The organism is Mesorhizobium sp. M0207, assembly GCF_040321995.1.
Classification (GTDB): Bacteria; Pseudomonadota; Alphaproteobacteria; order Rhizobiales; family Rhizobiaceae; genus Mesorhizobium.
In genome coordinates this window covers 520,310-533,550 of sequence record NZ_JAMYSQ010000001.1, presented here as the reverse complement: position 1 = coordinate 533,550, position 13,241 = coordinate 520,310, and the positions used below count along the sequence as shown (strand labels likewise).

The following is a 13,241-nucleotide window of genomic DNA, read 5'->3' as shown; positions in this document are numbered from 1 at the left end:
GCCAATCTCCCCCCTTGAGGGGGAGATGTCCGGCAGGACAGAGGGGGTGTCTCGCGCCGAGGTCTCACAACGCTTTGCATCGCACCGTATTAGTCAAAAAGGGGTGCCGAAACGCCCCGCTTCGATTACGCCGTCGATTGCCGTTCACCCGTTAACCAGGGCCAGCAGCTCCTCGGTATAGCGCTTGCCGACCACCTTTTCCGGCGACAGGGCGTCGCCGATGGATGCCACCTCGGGCTGGCTCAGCACGATATCGGCTGCCGCCGTATTCTGCTCCAGATGGCGCATTTTTCGCGCACCAGGGATCGGGACAATGAAGTCGCCCTGATGCAGCACCCAGGCGAGCGCCAGCTGCGCCGGCGTCACGCCCTTCCCGGCGGCCATCTTTTCCAGCACGGCGACGACCGCCGCATTGGCCGCCATGGCGTCGGCCTGGAAGCGCGGCAACCCGCGGCGCCAGTCGTCGGCGCCGAGAACATCGGGCTTGGCAATCGTGCCGGTGAGCAGGCCGCGGCCGAGCGGGCTATAGGGGACAAAGCCGATGCCGAGCTCACGGCAGACGGCAAACACTTCCTCCTCCGGATCGCGGCTCCACAGTGAATACTCGCTCTGCACGGCGGCGATCGGATGCACGGCATGCGCCCGGCGGATGGTCGCCGCACTCGCCTCCGACAAGCCGAGCGCCCGCACCTTGCCCTCGCGCACCAGCTCGGCCATGGCGCCGACCGTATCCTCGATCGGCACGTTGGGGTCGACGCGGTGCTGGTAATAGAGATCGATCACCTCCGTATCCAACCGCTTCAATGACGCTTCGGCCACGGCCTTGACATGCTCCGGGCGGCTATCGACACCGGCCATGCGCTCCATGCCGCTGCCTTCTTCGAGGATCTTGAAGCCGAATTTGGTTGCGATCGTCACCTTGTCACGCACCGGCTTCAGCGCCTTGCCGACCAGGATCTCGTTCTCGAAAGGGCCATAGACCTCGGCCGTGTCGAAGAAATTGACCCCGATCTCGACGGCATGGCGCAGCGTGGCAATCGCCTCCGCCTCCGGCTGGCCACCATAGGCAAAGCTCATCCCCATGCAGCCGAGGCCGACCGGGTAGACGTCAAGTTCATTGCCAAGCTTGCGAGTTTGCATCACGTGTCTCCTTGTTGTGATGGTTGTGATGCCGCAGAGATAGCGTCTTGCGCCGAGTTCGATAATCGGCGCTCAATTGCACGGGCTGTTCCAAGAAATAGATCAATGAAGCGAACCCATCTTTCACAGCTCGCGGTACTGGCAATGGTCGCCCAATGCGGCAGTTTTCGCGGCGCCGCCAAGGAACTGGCAATCGCGCCGTCGGCGGTCAGCCACGCGGTGTCCAGCCTGGAAGCGCGCCTCGGCGTGCGCCTTCTGGCGCGCAGCACGCGCAGCGTCGCTCCGACCGAGGAGGGCGCGCAACTGCTCGAGCGCCTCAGGCCGGCGCTGTCGGAAATCGACCTTGCGCTTGAATCGGCAATCGAGGCGCGCCACCGGCCGGCGGGCAATCTCAGGCTGACCGTGCCGCGCACCGCCGCCCACCTGGCGCTGACGCCAAGGCTCGGCGCCTTTGCTGCTGCCTATCCCGACATCGTGCTGGAGATCGTCATCGAGGACCGCTTCACCGACGTCGTCGAGGGCGGCTTCGATGCCGGTGTGCGGCTGGGCGAGAGCCTGCAGCGCGACATGATCGCAGTGCGCATCGGACCAGACCTTCGCGGCGCGGTGGTCGGCACGCCATCCTACTTCGAGACCAGGTCGAAGCCGCAGCATCCGCGCGATCTCGCCGCTCACCGCTGCATCCGCTTCCGCTTCTCCAGCGGCATTCTCTACCGCTGGGAATTCGAGAAAAACGGCGAGGAGATCGAAATCCCGGTGCAAGGGCCGCTGATCCTCGACGAGGACCATCTGATTGCCAATGCCGCGGTCGACGGCGCCGGGCTCGCCTTCGTGTTCGAGGACTATGTCCGCGACCCGCTCGCCGGCGGCAAGCTCGTTCGCGTGCTGGAGGACTGGTGCCCGCGCTTCGATGGTTTCTTCGTCTATTACCCCAGCCGCCGCCAGATGCGGCCGGCGCTCAGGGCCTTTGTCGATTTTTTCAAGGTCGGCGAGTAAGCCAACCCTCCCCACAAGGGAGAGGTGGAAGAAAGCCGACCTGGCATTCGTTCACCGACCATGTCAGCACTGCCCAAAAACCAGACGGCCGGCTACGGCTGGACGGCGATCATCCTTCACTGGCTGATCGCGGCACTCTTTATCGGCCAGTTCCTGCTCGGCTTCGTCATGGTGCGGCTGTCCAGCCAGCGCACCGCCTTCGAGCTGATCCAGCTGCATAAATCCTTCGGCTTCCTGCTGCTTGGACTGGTCATCCTGCGCATCGCCTGGCGCCTAGGCAGACCGGCCCCGCCGCTGCCGCGCTCGGTCGGCCCTTTCGAGCGCCGGATGGCGCCGCTGGTCCATCTCGCGCTTTATGCGTTTCAGCTCGCTCTGCCGCTGTCCGGCTGGGCGCTGGTCTCGGTCTCGGTGCTGGAGATCCCGAGCGTGCCGTTCAATCTGTTCGTCATGCCCAATCTGCCGCTCGGTGAATCGGACACGGCAGAAAGCTTCTGGGCAGCGACGCACTGGTATCTCGCCTATGCCGGCATCGGACTTGTCGCTTTGCATCTCGCCGCAGCGCTGCGCCATCATTTCTGGCTGAGGGATACCGTGCTGACGCGCATGATCACGGCTTCGTCACATCACGACAGGGAATAGAGCGGACGGCTCATTCGTTGATGGGGCGAGGACGCAAGAAAGCGTTGCCTGCCAAGAGGACCATTTCCATGTACGCGCGCATCTTCGGATTTGCGGCAGCTGCCGCTTGTTTTGCCATGCCTGTTTTCGCCGCCGTTGCCCTTGGCGAGGCGGCCGGCAGCTACACGATCAGCCCGGGGAGTTCCAGCATCCATTTCTCCATCGCCAAGCTCGGCGGCGGCGGGCTCGACGGTGCCTTCTCCCGCTTCAAGGGCAGTATCCTCATCGACAACAGTGATGTCGGCCGGTCCCGGGTCAATTTCACCATCTTCCCCGAAAGCGTCGGTACCGGCCAAAGCCGCATCGATGCCTTTCTCCGCTCGGACGCCGTTTTCGACGCGGCCAACAATCCGGAGATCCAGTTCCGTTCGACCAGCGTCAAACGCACCGGCGACACGTCGGCCCTTGTCACCGGCCGGCTGACGGCGCGCGGCAAGACCTTTCAGGAAAAATTCACGGCCGAGCTCGGCGGGCTCAGGGCGGGCACGATAAAATTCCACGTCACCGGCAAGGTGCTGCGGTCGCGCTACGGCATGGATGTCGGCACGCCGATTTATTCCAACGTCGTCGATTTCGACATGACGCTGATGGGTAGAAGGGGATAGCCTTTGCAGGTTCCGCAGGGGGCAGCGCCGGCATCCGGACAAGCCGCAGATGATCGCCCTGTTCGCCGCCATGCTCCCGCATTGGCTTTTCTCCTGAATTAGGGCAAACCTCCAGGCCTGCAATCGAGAGGAGAAATCTGATGTTCCGATGGGGAGTTTTGTCGACGGCCAAGATCGGCCGCGAGCAGCTTTTGCCGGCAATCGTCGAAGCGGAGAACGGCGTGCTGTCCGCGATTGCCAGCCGCGATCTGTCGAAAGCGCGGGCGCTGGGCGAACGCTTCGGTGCGAGCCACGCGTTCGGCTCCTATGAGGAGCTGCTCGCCTCCAGCGACATCGACGGCGTCTACATTCCGCTGCCGACCTCGCAGCATGTCGAATGGACAGCCAAGGCGATCGAGGCCGGCAAGCATGTTCTGGTCGAAAAGCCACTGGCGCTCGACGCCAAGGACATTACGCCATTGATCAAGCTGCGCGATGCCAGGAAGGTGCTGGTCTGCGAAGCCTTCATGGTCGTCTACCATCCGCAATGGATCAAAGTGCGCGACCTCATCGCCAACGGCGCCATCGGCCGGCTGCGCCATGTCCAGGGCGCGTTCTCCTATTACAATGTCGACCCCAACAACATGCGCAATAAGCTCGATCTCGGCGGCGGCGCGCTGCCCGACATCGGTGTCTACCCGACAGTGTCGACACGCTTTTCGACCGGCAAGGAGCCTCTGCGCGTCCAGGCGACGATCGAGCGCGACAAGACGTTCGGCACCGACATCTATTCCTCGATCCGCGCCGATTTCGGCGACTTCGAGCTGTCGTTTTACCTGTCGACGCAGATGGCGGCACGCCAGGTGATGGTCTTCCACGGCGAGAAGGGCTTCATCGAGGTGTTCTCACCGTTCAACGCCGGACTCTACGACCATCACCGCGTCGAACTGCACAACCAGAACCACAGCGAGGCGCAGGTTTTCCGCTTTCCCGGCACGCAACAGTACCGGCTGGAAGTCGAGGCCTTCGCGCGGGCTGCGCAGGGCGGCAAGGACCGCGTCTTCACTCTGGAAGAATCGGTGCTCAACCAGAAGGTCATCGATGCCATCTTCCGCGCCGGCGAGAAGGAAGGCTGGGAAACAGTCTAGGCCGGCCATGATCCCGAAAAGTGGGGACCGGTTTTTGGACAAGATCATGGCCAAATAGATGTCCGACGATGCGGATGTGATCATTGTCGGCGCCGGCCTTGCCGGCCTTGTCGCGGCGGCCGAACTGACTGCGGCCGGCAAGAAGACCATCATCGTCGAGCAGGAGCCGGAACAGTCGCTTGGCGGCCAGGCGTTCTGGTCGCTCGGCGGCATCTTCCTTGTCGATTCGCCCGAACAGCGGCGCATGCGCATCCGCGATTCGTATGAGCTGGCGCTCGAGGACTGGCTGGGCACCGCAGCCTTCGACCGCACGGAAGATCTCTGGCCGCGCCGCTGGGCCGAGGCCTATCTCGGCTTCGCCGCCGGCGAGAAGCGCTCCTGGCTCATGCAGCGCGGCCTGAAATTCTTTCCGGTGGTCGGCTGGGCCGAGCGCGGCGGCGGCAATGCCGTCGGCCACGGCAATTCGGTGCCGCGCTTCCACATCACCTGGGGCACCGGCCCTGGCGTGCTCGAACCGTTCGCGCAGCGCGTACGCGAGGCCGAGAAGCGCGGGCTGATCCGCTTCAAATTCCGTCACCGGGTCAACGAATTGACGCGGACGGGCAGCGTCGTCAACGGCGTGCGCGGCGACCTATTGGCGGCGAGCGATGCCGAGCGCGGCCGCAAGAGCTCGCGCGAGATCACCGGTGATTTCGAGCTGAAGGCGCCGGCCGTCATCGTCGCCTCCGGCGGCATCGGCGCCAATCACCGGCTGGTCCGGGAGAATTGGCCGAAGCGGATGGGCGCGCCGCCGAAACGCATGATCACCGGCGTTCCCGATCATGTCGACGGCCGCATGCTGGCGATCGCCGAAGCCGCCGGCGGCCGGCTCATCAACCGCGACCGCATGTGGCACTATGTCGAGGGCGTCAGGAACTGGGCACCGATCTGGACTGATCATGCGATCCGCATCCTGCCCGGCCCGTCATCGCTGTGGCTCGATGCGCGCGGCAAGCGCCTGCCGGTCCCGCTCTATCCCGGCTTCGACACGTTGGCCACGCTCAGCCACATCATGAGCACCGGCTTCGATCATTCCTGGTTCATCCTGACCAAAAAGATCATCCAGAAGGAGTTCGCGCTGTCGGGCTCCGAGCAGAACCCCGATCTGACGGGGAAGAGCTGGCGCCAGGTGCTCGGCCGCGCCACCAGCGGCGTGCCCGCGCCGGTCAAGGCGTTCATGGAGACGGGCGAGGATTTCATCGTCGAGCCTGATCTGCCGGCGCTGGTCGCCCGCATGAACGCAGTGGCCGGCGGCGAGCCGTTGCTCGAACTGGCGCAGGTTGAGCGCGAAATCCGCGCCCGCGACCGGCAGCTCGACAATCCGTTCTCCAAGGACATGCAGATTACTGCGTTGCGCGGCGCGCGAGCCTATCTCGGCGACCGGCTGATCCGCACCGCAAGACCGCACAAGCTGCTCGATCCCGCCAATGGCCCGCTGATTGCCGTCAGGCTCAGCATCCTGACCCGCAAGACGCTCGGTGGGCTGGAGACTGACCTCGACAGCCGCGTGCTGGGCGCCGGCGGCCAACCAGTCGAGGGGCTGTACGCGGCGGGCGAGGCCGCCGGTTTCGGCGGCGGCGGCATGCACGGCTATGCAGCGCTCGAAGGCACGTTTCTCGGCGGCTGCATCTTTTCCGGCCGCAGTGCCGGACGGGCGGCGGCACGCGCAGTGGGGTGAAACAAGGCCCGCCGGCGGCCGTTGCGCCAAGGTGGCGGGTCGCACCGAGTGGCCAACTTCCCTTAGAGCATTTTGCAGCCAAATGGAATCATTTGGCGTCCGCATAAATGCGGCAAAACAGATAGTTAGAGCGGGTTACCGGTTCCAGGAGAACCGGAACCGGCTCTAGGCGAAGGGCTGCAAATTGACGTCTTGAAGCTTGGAACCGGCAAGTAAAGCCTCGAGCACCTGCTTCTTGAGAGACAGGCACTGCGAACGGGCAAGTTTGACGATGGCGGAAACCTCGCCTGCCTCGCAGGCAAGGACCAGCTCCTTTTGCTGGGCGATGATCAACTGGGTGAAGTCGCGGGACTTGAAGCCGAGGTGGAGAACCCGCGCCGATTGGTCGAGTATCTGGTCCAGGAGATGCGCCAGTCGTAAATTTCCCGAGAGCTCCGCAAGGGCCAGACGAAAGGCACGGTCGGCCGCAAGGAAGGCGACGTGGCTGCGTAGCGTCTCCGGCTTCAGCACTTTTTGCGCTGCCAGCCTGACATCGTCGAGCCCGCGCTCGGTCATGTTCGATGCCGCCACCCTGAACACTTCCGGCTCGATCAAGCTGCGGACATCGAAGATCTCGTTGACGTCCCGCAGGCTGAGCGTTGCAACGACGTAGCCGCGGCGCGGCTCGCTCCTGACCAGTCCTTCCTGCATCAGTCGGGCCAGCGCCGCGCGGATGGTCGCCTTTTTGATCTGGTATCGATCACCGATCTGTTTCTCTGTCAGCGCTTCGCCGGGGCGCAACACGCAGGCGATGATGTCGTTCCTCAGCTGCTCATATGCCTGTTCCCTGCGAAGGACGTCGGCGGCTGACAGTGCTGTCGCCTCGACCGTAGCCGGTCTTGCCGGTTCGGCGGTCAACTTCGTCGTTTTCATATTTTGTCCGTCTGGCTGTCCGATTGACGCTGGCCTCAGCATTCGCTAGCGTGATCATCTCAAATTGATAATCTGAGCATCTCAGGGAGGATAACTGATATGCCTTTAGCCGCCAACTCGCCCCTCTACGCTGTTGCTGATGATATCGTCAATGCCGCGAAGGGGCCAGATCCCCTCGAAGCGGTAAGGACGGTCCTGGGCGACTACACCAACCGCTTTCACGCATCGGGAACACTCGCTCACTTAGAAGACGACGACGAGGTGCTTCTGCATGCGAGTCCGAACCTGACGATCTATCACATCACTCTGTCGCCCGGCCTGCAGTACCCGCCTCACAACCACCTGATGGATGCCTTGATCGGCATCTACAAGGGCAGCGAGACGAACTTCATCTATCCCGTTGCCGGCAGCGAACTCGATGTTCCCGAAAGGCAGGACATCGCAGCGCCTGCCGTGGTGCACATGGCGTCAAATACCGTTCATGCGGTTGCGAATACGGGCGGTGCGCGATCGGGTGCGCTGCATGTCTACCTCGGCGATCTCACACGAACCCACCGGCAGCTGTGGAGTCCGGATAGCAACCAGGCCGAGCCGTTTGACAATGACCGCTATCTGGCCGGCACTCGGCCCATTCAGCAGTCCGGGCACGAATGAGCGCAGGGGCGTCGCGGGCGGCGAAATTGGCCGTGATCAGCGAACCCGTCGGAATCGCGTCACACTTGTCACTCTCGCCAATCCGCTATCGCCCCTATCCTGGCTCACGACCCAACACGTCGCGCCTGCGGCGACAAACCAGCAAGGGAGATGCACAATGACGGCACATCAGAATGGCACAGGCGAGCAGACGACGCGGCTCGCGATGAAGACACCACCGGTCGTTTCGCCTGACGCGTGGGAGGCCGCGCGCCAGCAGCTGCTCGTGAAAGAGAAGACCGTGACCCGGGCTGGCGACGCACTGGCCGCCGAGCGCCGGCGGATGCCGTGGATGGCGGTGGAGAAGACCTATACGTTCGAAGGGCCTGACGGAAAGGTGAGCCTGCTCGACCTGTTCGAGGGCCGCCGTCAGCTGATCGTCTACCGCGCCTTCTTCGAGCCCGGCGTATTCGGCTGGCCCGACCACGCTTGCCGCGGCTGTTCGCTGGGGGCGGACCAGGTCGGCAACCTCGCCCATCTGAACGCCCGCGACACCACGCTTGCCTACGCCTCGCGCGCACCGCAGGCCGACATTGCGCGGCTGAAGGCGCGGATGGACTGGAAGATGCCCTGGTACACCATCACCGACAGCTTCGATGCCGACTTCGGCGTTGACGAGTGGCACGGCCACAACGTGTTCATCCGCGACGGCGACCGCGTGTTCCGCACCTACTTCATCAACAACCGCGGTGACGAGGCGATGGGGACCGTATGGAGCTATCTCGACCTGTCGCCGCTCGGCCGCCAGGAGGTTTGGGAAGATTCGCCCGAGGGCTATCCGCAGACGCCGACGTACAAGTGGTGGAACTGGCACGACAATTACGGCGCCGAAGCCGTCCCCGACAAAAAATGGGTCGAGATATCGGACGCCGGAGAGGCCGCGTTCCGGAATCGCACTGAATAGAACGTCTTTGGCGTCGCGGAAATGCGGCCAGGATAATTGGAGGAGCGGGATGCACGGTTGGACCGCATCCCGCTCGCTATGCAGGACAACGGACATGAGCGAGATTCATGCAGGCGGATCCGGCGACGATGCGAGCCCGGCCGGCCATAGTGCAGCCGATTGGCTGTCCTTTGCGGCCGCGCCGACCTTCGCAACCATGGCGCTGCTGACGCTTCTCGGCGGCGCGCCGGACATGATGTGCTCGACCGGGCAAGAGGCGTCACCGCTGGGCGGCATGGTCCCGATGTACCTGCTGATGAGCGGCTTTCATTTAGGACCTTGGCTGAAGCAGGTTTCCGGCCGGCGACGCCGCCGCAAATAGAGCTGTACCGGCCGACAAAGGCCCGTTCTGGTCGGGAAGACATCCCTCACCAGATCCACTCGCCCCTTCCCAAAACCGCTACCGCATCGACAATCCGGGTAAAGCTCGAGCGGGCCCGGCCGGCCGTGTGCCTGGCGCGCAAATAGCCATGCACCAGCCCCGGCTCCTCGAGCCACCAGGCGCGCCCGCCCGCGGCAACGATGCGGTCGCGATAGGCTTCGCCGTCCGACGACAGCGGGTCGCATTCGGCGGTGATCACGACGGTGGGCGGCAGATTGGCGAACTCGGCGTCGGCGAGCGGCCACAGAGTGAGATCGCCGGTGCGATCCTCGCCACCGGTCCTGATATCCCTGTAGAAAACGAGGTCGCGCGCGGTAAGCATCGGCGCTTCCGCGTGGGTGACGTAGGAACCAGCGGAGCTGTCGCCGCCAAGGCCGGGATAGACCAGAATCTGGCCGATCGGCTTGCGCGCATGGCCACGCGTTGCGTGACTGACAGCGGCGGCGAGATTGCCGCCGGCACTGTCGCCGCAGAGCAGGACAGGACGCTCGAAAGTCGCCGCCGCCCATTCGAAGGCGCTGATGGCATCGTCGAAGGCGGCCGGATGAAGGTGTTCAGGTGCCAGCCGGTAGTCGACCGAAACCACTTCGTAGCCAGTGCGGCTGCAAAGCTCGGCGCAGAGGTCGTCATGGCTGTCGAGCCCGCCGAGGATAAAACCGCCGCCATGGAAATAAAGCACCATCGCCGCCGCTTCCGGCGCCGGGGCGCGGTAGACGCGGATCGGAATGTGCCAAGGTGTGGCAATGGCGGTGGTTTCCGCCGTGACGCCTTGGGGATAGCCGGCAAAGAACTCGCGGCACATCCGGTTATAGATCTGGCGCTGCTCGGCGACGGTGTAGTCGATCGTATCGGGCGGATAATAGGAGTTAGTCCGCTCGATGAAGGCCCAGGTCTCGGCGTCGATGAGGGTTTTGTAGTCGGTCATGGGCGCTGAATGGATCGCAATGAATCCGCGTGAACACCCCCCTCTGGCCTGCCCTCTTTGCCACCACTTGGCATCTCCCCCTCAAGTGGGGAGATCGGCAGCTTCGGCCTTGCAGCCCATCTTGCAACGTTGGAGATTGGCGAAAACCGAAGCGACATCCGATCTCCCCCCTTGAGGGGGAGATGGCCGGCAGGCCAGAGGGGGGTGTGACGGAGTGCCGTCATTTCGGCAATACCTTCATTTCCCCTTCCACACCGGATCGCGCTTCTCGGCAAAGGCGCGAAAGCCCTCGAGATTGTCCTCCGAGCCGTAGAGTGCGTCAACCGTCGACAGTTGCCGGCGCGTCACCCGGTTCATCGCGTCCTGGAACGTCAGCGATTCTGCGACCCGGGCCGTCTCCTTGATCGCGGCGAAGACCAGCGGCGGGCCGCTGGCGAGCAGCCGCGCGATCTCCCAGACGCGGTCCTCCAGTCTTTCCTTGGGCAGCACCTCGTTGACCAGGCCCCAGCGATGCGCCTCGGCGACATCCATCCAGCGGCCGGTGAGCAGAAGGTCCATGGCGACATGGTAGGGGATACGCTTCGGCAGCTTGATCGTCGCCGCATCGGCCAGCGTGCCGGCACGGATTTCGGGCAGCGCGAAGGAGGAGTGGTCCGACGCATAGATGAGGTCGCAGGATAGCGCCAGTTCGAAGCCGCCGCCGACCGCCATGCCGTTGACGCAGGCGATCACCGGCTTGTTGAGGTCGCGCAGTTCCTGCAGCCCGCCGAAGCCGCCGACGCCGTAGTCGCCGTCGACAGCGTCGCCGCCGGCCGCTGCCTTCAGGTCCCAGCCGGCGCAGAAGAACTTGTCACCGGCGGTCTTGACGATGGCGACGCGCAAGTCGGGATCGTCGCGAAACGCCTTGAAAGTCTCGCCCATCAGCCGCGACGTCTTCAGGTCGATGGCATTGGCCTTGGGCCGGTCGAGCGTGACTTCGAGGATAGTGCCCTCGCGGCGGGTGGTGATGACGTCAGACATTTTTGTTCTCTCCAAGCACCAGCAGCGCATCGGCGATCCAGGCGCCCTTGCGTTCGGTGCAGACGATCAGCGGATTGATGTCGAGTTCCTCGATCTCGCCGGCGTTTTGCTGCACGAAAGCGGCAATGCCCGATATCGCACCGATTGCCGCTGCAACATCGGCCTTCGGCCGACCGCGATAGCCGTCGAGCAGCGGGAACAGTTTCAGCCCGCGCAAAGCGGCCTCGATATCGTCGCGGGTCGCCGGCAGCATCAGCGTGACGCTGTCGCGCAACAGCTCGACCAGCACGCCGCCGGTGCCGAGCGTCATCACGGCGCCGAACATCGGGTCGCGGGTGAAGCCGACGAGCAGCTCGGCGACGCCGTCGCGCACCATGCGCTCGACATAAAGGCCCGTGCCGAGCGGGCCGAGATCGTGGGCGGCGGTGCTGACGGATTCGGCATCCCTCAAATTGAGCCGGACCGCGTCGAGCTCGGACTTGTGGATGACGCCAAGGGCCTTCAGCGCCACCGGGAAGCCGAGCGCCATCGAGGAGATGACAGCTTCGACCGCGTTGCCGGCGCGCTCGCCCTTCGGCACGGGGAGCCCGGCCTCGATGAGCCGCGCCTTCGCCTCGGCCTCGTCCGGCGTGACATGGTCGCCGTCCGGCGCGCCGGACGCCGAAGTGTCGATCGGCTGCGCCTGCGGCTCGCGCCAGGCCCAGCCGATGAAGGCCGCCGCCTGGGCGGCGTCCATGGCTTCGGAGATGCCGAACAGCGGCACCATGCCCCGCGCCATCAGGCCGGCAGTGTATTCCTCGGGCAGGTTCTCCGGCAGCGAGGAGACGATCGCGCCTTGCGCGCTGTTGGTCTTCAGCGCCGATTCGAAGGCGCGCAGCGTCGCCCACCAGTCGGTGTCCGAGCAGCGGTCGGGGCGCGGGAAATCGAGCACCAGCATGTTGAGGTCGAAGCCGCCCGACACCATCGCGGTGAAGGTGGCGGTCATCGCCGGCTCGTTGTTCCAGATGAAGGTGTGGTAGTCGAGCGGGTTGGCCACCGCGACCAGCGGCCCGAGCGTCGATTTGACATGCACGCGGTGCTCGGGGGTGAGTGGCGGAAACGTTACCCAGCGGCCTTCGGCGCTGTCGGCCATGACCGACGCCTCGCCGCCCGAACAGCTCATCGACGATAGCCGGTAGCCGGGCAGGGGGCCGGTGACGTGCAATAGCTTGAGCGCCTCGATGAAGGCGGGAATTGAATCGATGCGGGCGATGCCGAGCCGCTTCAGGAAGGCGCCGGACGCTGCGTCCGAGCCGGCCAGCGACGCGGTATGGGAAACGGTCGCCTGCCGCGCCTGCTCGGAGCGGCCGACCTTCATGGCGATGACAGGCTTTTTCAGCTCGCGCGCCCGTGCCGCCAGCCTTTCGAAGCCGGCTACCGAATCGAAAGCCTCGATATGCAAGCCGAGCGCGGTGACACGGTCGTCCTCGATCAGGCCGAGCGCCATTTCGGAAAGCCCGGTCTGCGCCTGGTTGCCGGCGGTCATCAGAAAGGCGATCGGCAGGCCGCGCTTCTGCATCGTCATATTGATGGCGATGTTCGACGACTGGGTGATGATGGCAACGCCGCGACTGCCTTCTGGCAGCCTGATGCCGCCATGCTGGTCGGGCCACAAAAGCGCGCCGTCGGCATAGTTGATGAGCCCGTAGCAGTTCGGCCCAATGATCGGCATTTGGCCGGCCGCCGCGACCAGTTCGGCCTGCAGCCGCTCGCCGTCCTCGTCATAGGCCTCGGTTTCGAGGAAGCCGGCGGCGAAGCAGACCGCACCGCCGGCGCCGCGCTCGGCCAGTGCCTTGACCACTTCGATGGTCAAGTGCCGGTTGACGCCGACGAAAGCGGCATCCGGCGCACCGGGCAATTCGGCCACCGAGCGATAGGCCTTGCGGCCGGCGACCTCGGCCTTGCTCGGATGCACCGGCCAGATATCGCCGGCAAAGCCCATCTTGATCGATTGCGCGACCACGGCGGCAGCCTGCGCACCACCAAAGACGGCGATCGTTCGTGGGCGCAAAAGACGTTCAAGTTTGTGCATGAACACCCCCCTCTGCCCTGCCGGGCATCTCC

General features: G+C 64.5%; 13 protein-coding genes. 8 read left to right on the top strand and 5 right to left on the bottom strand.

Translation table 11 applies throughout. The features are described from left to right. Positions 1 to 144: 144 nt before the first annotated feature. Positions 145 to 1,140 carry an aldo/keto reductase gene (locus NKJ15_RS02430; RefSeq protein WP_352813947.1) on the bottom strand — a complete coding sequence of 332 codons (996 nt, stop codon included), beginning with the start codon at positions 1,138 to 1,140 and terminating at the stop codon, positions 145 to 147. 105 nt (positions 1,141 to 1,245) lie between these two features. On the opposite strand from NKJ15_RS02430, the gene NKJ15_RS02425 reads away from it, so the two are divergent. The 5 genes from NKJ15_RS02425 to NKJ15_RS02405 all read left to right on the top strand — a co-directional run bounded on the left by NKJ15_RS02425 (position 1,246) and on the right by NKJ15_RS02405 (position 6,263). Next, a complete protein-coding gene (locus NKJ15_RS02425) occupies positions 1,246 to 2,136 on the top strand; it encodes a LysR family transcriptional regulator (protein ID WP_352540002.1) in 891 nt (296 codons plus the stop codon). 60 nt (positions 2,137 to 2,196) lie between these two features. Continuing rightward, on the top strand, positions 2,197 to 2,775 hold the full coding sequence (locus NKJ15_RS02420) for a cytochrome b (RefSeq protein WP_352813946.1): 579 nt from the start codon (positions 2,197 to 2,199) through the stop codon (positions 2,773 to 2,775). 68 nt (positions 2,776 to 2,843) lie between these two features. After that, a complete protein-coding gene (locus NKJ15_RS02415; protein WP_352767410.1) occupies positions 2,844 to 3,419 on the top strand; it encodes a YceI family protein in 576 nt (191 codons plus the stop codon). A 140-nt stretch (positions 3,420 to 3,559) separates the two neighbouring features. Beyond that, the gene (locus tag NKJ15_RS02410) at positions 3,560 to 4,546 is read left to right on the top strand and encodes a Gfo/Idh/MocA family protein (protein ID WP_352813944.1); all 987 of its coding nucleotides are present in this window, start codon (positions 3,560 to 3,562) and stop codon (positions 4,544 to 4,546) included. Between the two features lie 58 nt (positions 4,547 to 4,604). Beyond that, entirely contained in the window at positions 4,605 to 6,263 is a 1,659-nt protein-coding gene (locus NKJ15_RS02405; RefSeq protein WP_352813943.1) for an FAD-binding dehydrogenase, read from the top strand. 165 nt (positions 6,264 to 6,428) lie between these two features. Here the strand turns inward: NKJ15_RS02405 and NKJ15_RS02400 are convergent, their stop codons facing one another. Next, positions 6,429 to 7,175: a GntR family transcriptional regulator gene (locus NKJ15_RS02400; protein WP_352813941.1), complete on the bottom strand. Its 747-nt coding sequence runs from the start codon at positions 7,173 to 7,175 to the stop codon at positions 6,429 to 6,431. A 99-nt stretch (positions 7,176 to 7,274) separates the two neighbouring features. On the opposite strand from NKJ15_RS02400, the gene NKJ15_RS02395 reads away from it, so the two are divergent. The 3 genes from NKJ15_RS02395 (at position 7,275) to NKJ15_RS02385 (ending at position 9,133) form a co-directional block, all read left to right on the top strand. Beyond that, positions 7,275 to 7,829 (top strand): autotransporter, encoded by a 555-nt coding sequence (locus NKJ15_RS02395; RefSeq protein ID WP_352813939.1) that lies wholly within the window; start codon positions 7,275 to 7,277, stop codon positions 7,827 to 7,829. A gap of 157 nt (positions 7,830 to 7,986) precedes the next feature. After that, positions 7,987 to 8,772 (top strand): DUF899 domain-containing protein, encoded by a 786-nt coding sequence (locus NKJ15_RS02390; protein WP_352813937.1) that lies wholly within the window; start codon positions 7,987 to 7,989, stop codon positions 8,770 to 8,772. A gap of 94 nt (positions 8,773 to 8,866) precedes the next feature. Beyond that, entirely contained in the window at positions 8,867 to 9,133 is a 267-nt protein-coding gene (locus NKJ15_RS02385; RefSeq protein WP_352813935.1) for a hypothetical protein, read from the top strand. A 46-nt stretch (positions 9,134 to 9,179) separates the two neighbouring features. Here the strand turns inward: NKJ15_RS02385 and NKJ15_RS02380 are convergent, their stop codons facing one another. The 3 genes from NKJ15_RS02380 to NKJ15_RS02370 all read right to left on the bottom strand — a co-directional run bounded on the left by NKJ15_RS02380 (position 9,180) and on the right by NKJ15_RS02370 (position 13,209). Beyond that, positions 9,180 to 10,118 carry an alpha/beta hydrolase gene (locus NKJ15_RS02380; RefSeq protein ID WP_352813933.1) on the bottom strand — a complete coding sequence of 313 codons (939 nt, stop codon included), beginning with the start codon at positions 10,116 to 10,118 and terminating at the stop codon, positions 9,180 to 9,182. A 237-nt stretch (positions 10,119 to 10,355) separates the two neighbouring features. Next, positions 10,356 to 11,138, bottom strand: a complete 783-nt coding sequence (locus NKJ15_RS02375) for a carnitinyl-CoA dehydratase (protein ID WP_352472543.1) — start codon at positions 11,136 to 11,138, stop codon at positions 10,356 to 10,358. After that, positions 11,131 to 13,209 carry an acetate--CoA ligase family protein gene (locus NKJ15_RS02370; protein WP_352813931.1) on the bottom strand — a complete coding sequence of 693 codons (2,079 nt, stop codon included), beginning with the start codon at positions 13,207 to 13,209 and terminating at the stop codon, positions 11,131 to 11,133. The genes NKJ15_RS02375 and NKJ15_RS02370 overlap by 8 nt, the downstream gene beginning before the upstream one ends. Positions 13,210 to 13,241: the final 32 nt, after the last annotated feature.

What these genes read in the sequence shown, in the direction of transcription:
- NKJ15_RS02430 (WP_352813947.1), bottom strand. Translation starts at nt 1,140, where the DNA reads ATGCAAACTCGCAAGCTTGGCAATGAACTTGACGTCTACCCGGTCGGC.
- NKJ15_RS02425 (WP_352540002.1), top strand. Translation starts at nt 1,246, where the DNA reads ATGAAGCGAACCCATCTTTCACAGCTCGCGGTACTGGCAATGGTCGCC.
- NKJ15_RS02420 (WP_352813946.1), top strand. Translation starts at nt 2,197, where the DNA reads ATGTCAGCACTGCCCAAAAACCAGACGGCCGGCTACGGCTGGACGGCG.
- NKJ15_RS02415 (WP_352767410.1), top strand. Translation starts at nt 2,844, where the DNA reads ATGTACGCGCGCATCTTCGGATTTGCGGCAGCTGCCGCTTGTTTTGCC.
- NKJ15_RS02410 (WP_352813944.1), top strand. Translation starts at nt 3,560, where the DNA reads ATGTTCCGATGGGGAGTTTTGTCGACGGCCAAGATCGGCCGCGAGCAG.
- NKJ15_RS02405 (WP_352813943.1), top strand. Translation starts at nt 4,605, where the DNA reads ATGTCCGACGATGCGGATGTGATCATTGTCGGCGCCGGCCTTGCCGGC.
- NKJ15_RS02400 (WP_352813941.1), bottom strand. Translation starts at nt 7,175, where the DNA reads ATGAAAACGACGAAGTTGACCGCCGAACCGGCAAGACCGGCTACGGTC.
- NKJ15_RS02395 (WP_352813939.1), top strand. Translation starts at nt 7,275, where the DNA reads ATGCCTTTAGCCGCCAACTCGCCCCTCTACGCTGTTGCTGATGATATC.
- NKJ15_RS02390 (WP_352813937.1), top strand. Translation starts at nt 7,987, where the DNA reads ATGACGGCACATCAGAATGGCACAGGCGAGCAGACGACGCGGCTCGCG.
- NKJ15_RS02385 (WP_352813935.1), top strand. Translation starts at nt 8,867, where the DNA reads ATGAGCGAGATTCATGCAGGCGGATCCGGCGACGATGCGAGCCCGGCC.
- NKJ15_RS02380 (WP_352813933.1), bottom strand. Translation starts at nt 10,118, where the DNA reads ATGACCGACTACAAAACCCTCATCGACGCCGAGACCTGGGCCTTCATC.
- NKJ15_RS02375 (WP_352472543.1), bottom strand. Translation starts at nt 11,138, where the DNA reads ATGTCTGACGTCATCACCACCCGCCGCGAGGGCACTATCCTCGAAGTC.
- NKJ15_RS02370 (WP_352813931.1), bottom strand. Translation starts at nt 13,209, where the DNA reads ATGCACAAACTTGAACGTCTTTTGCGCCCACGAACGATCGCCGTCTTT.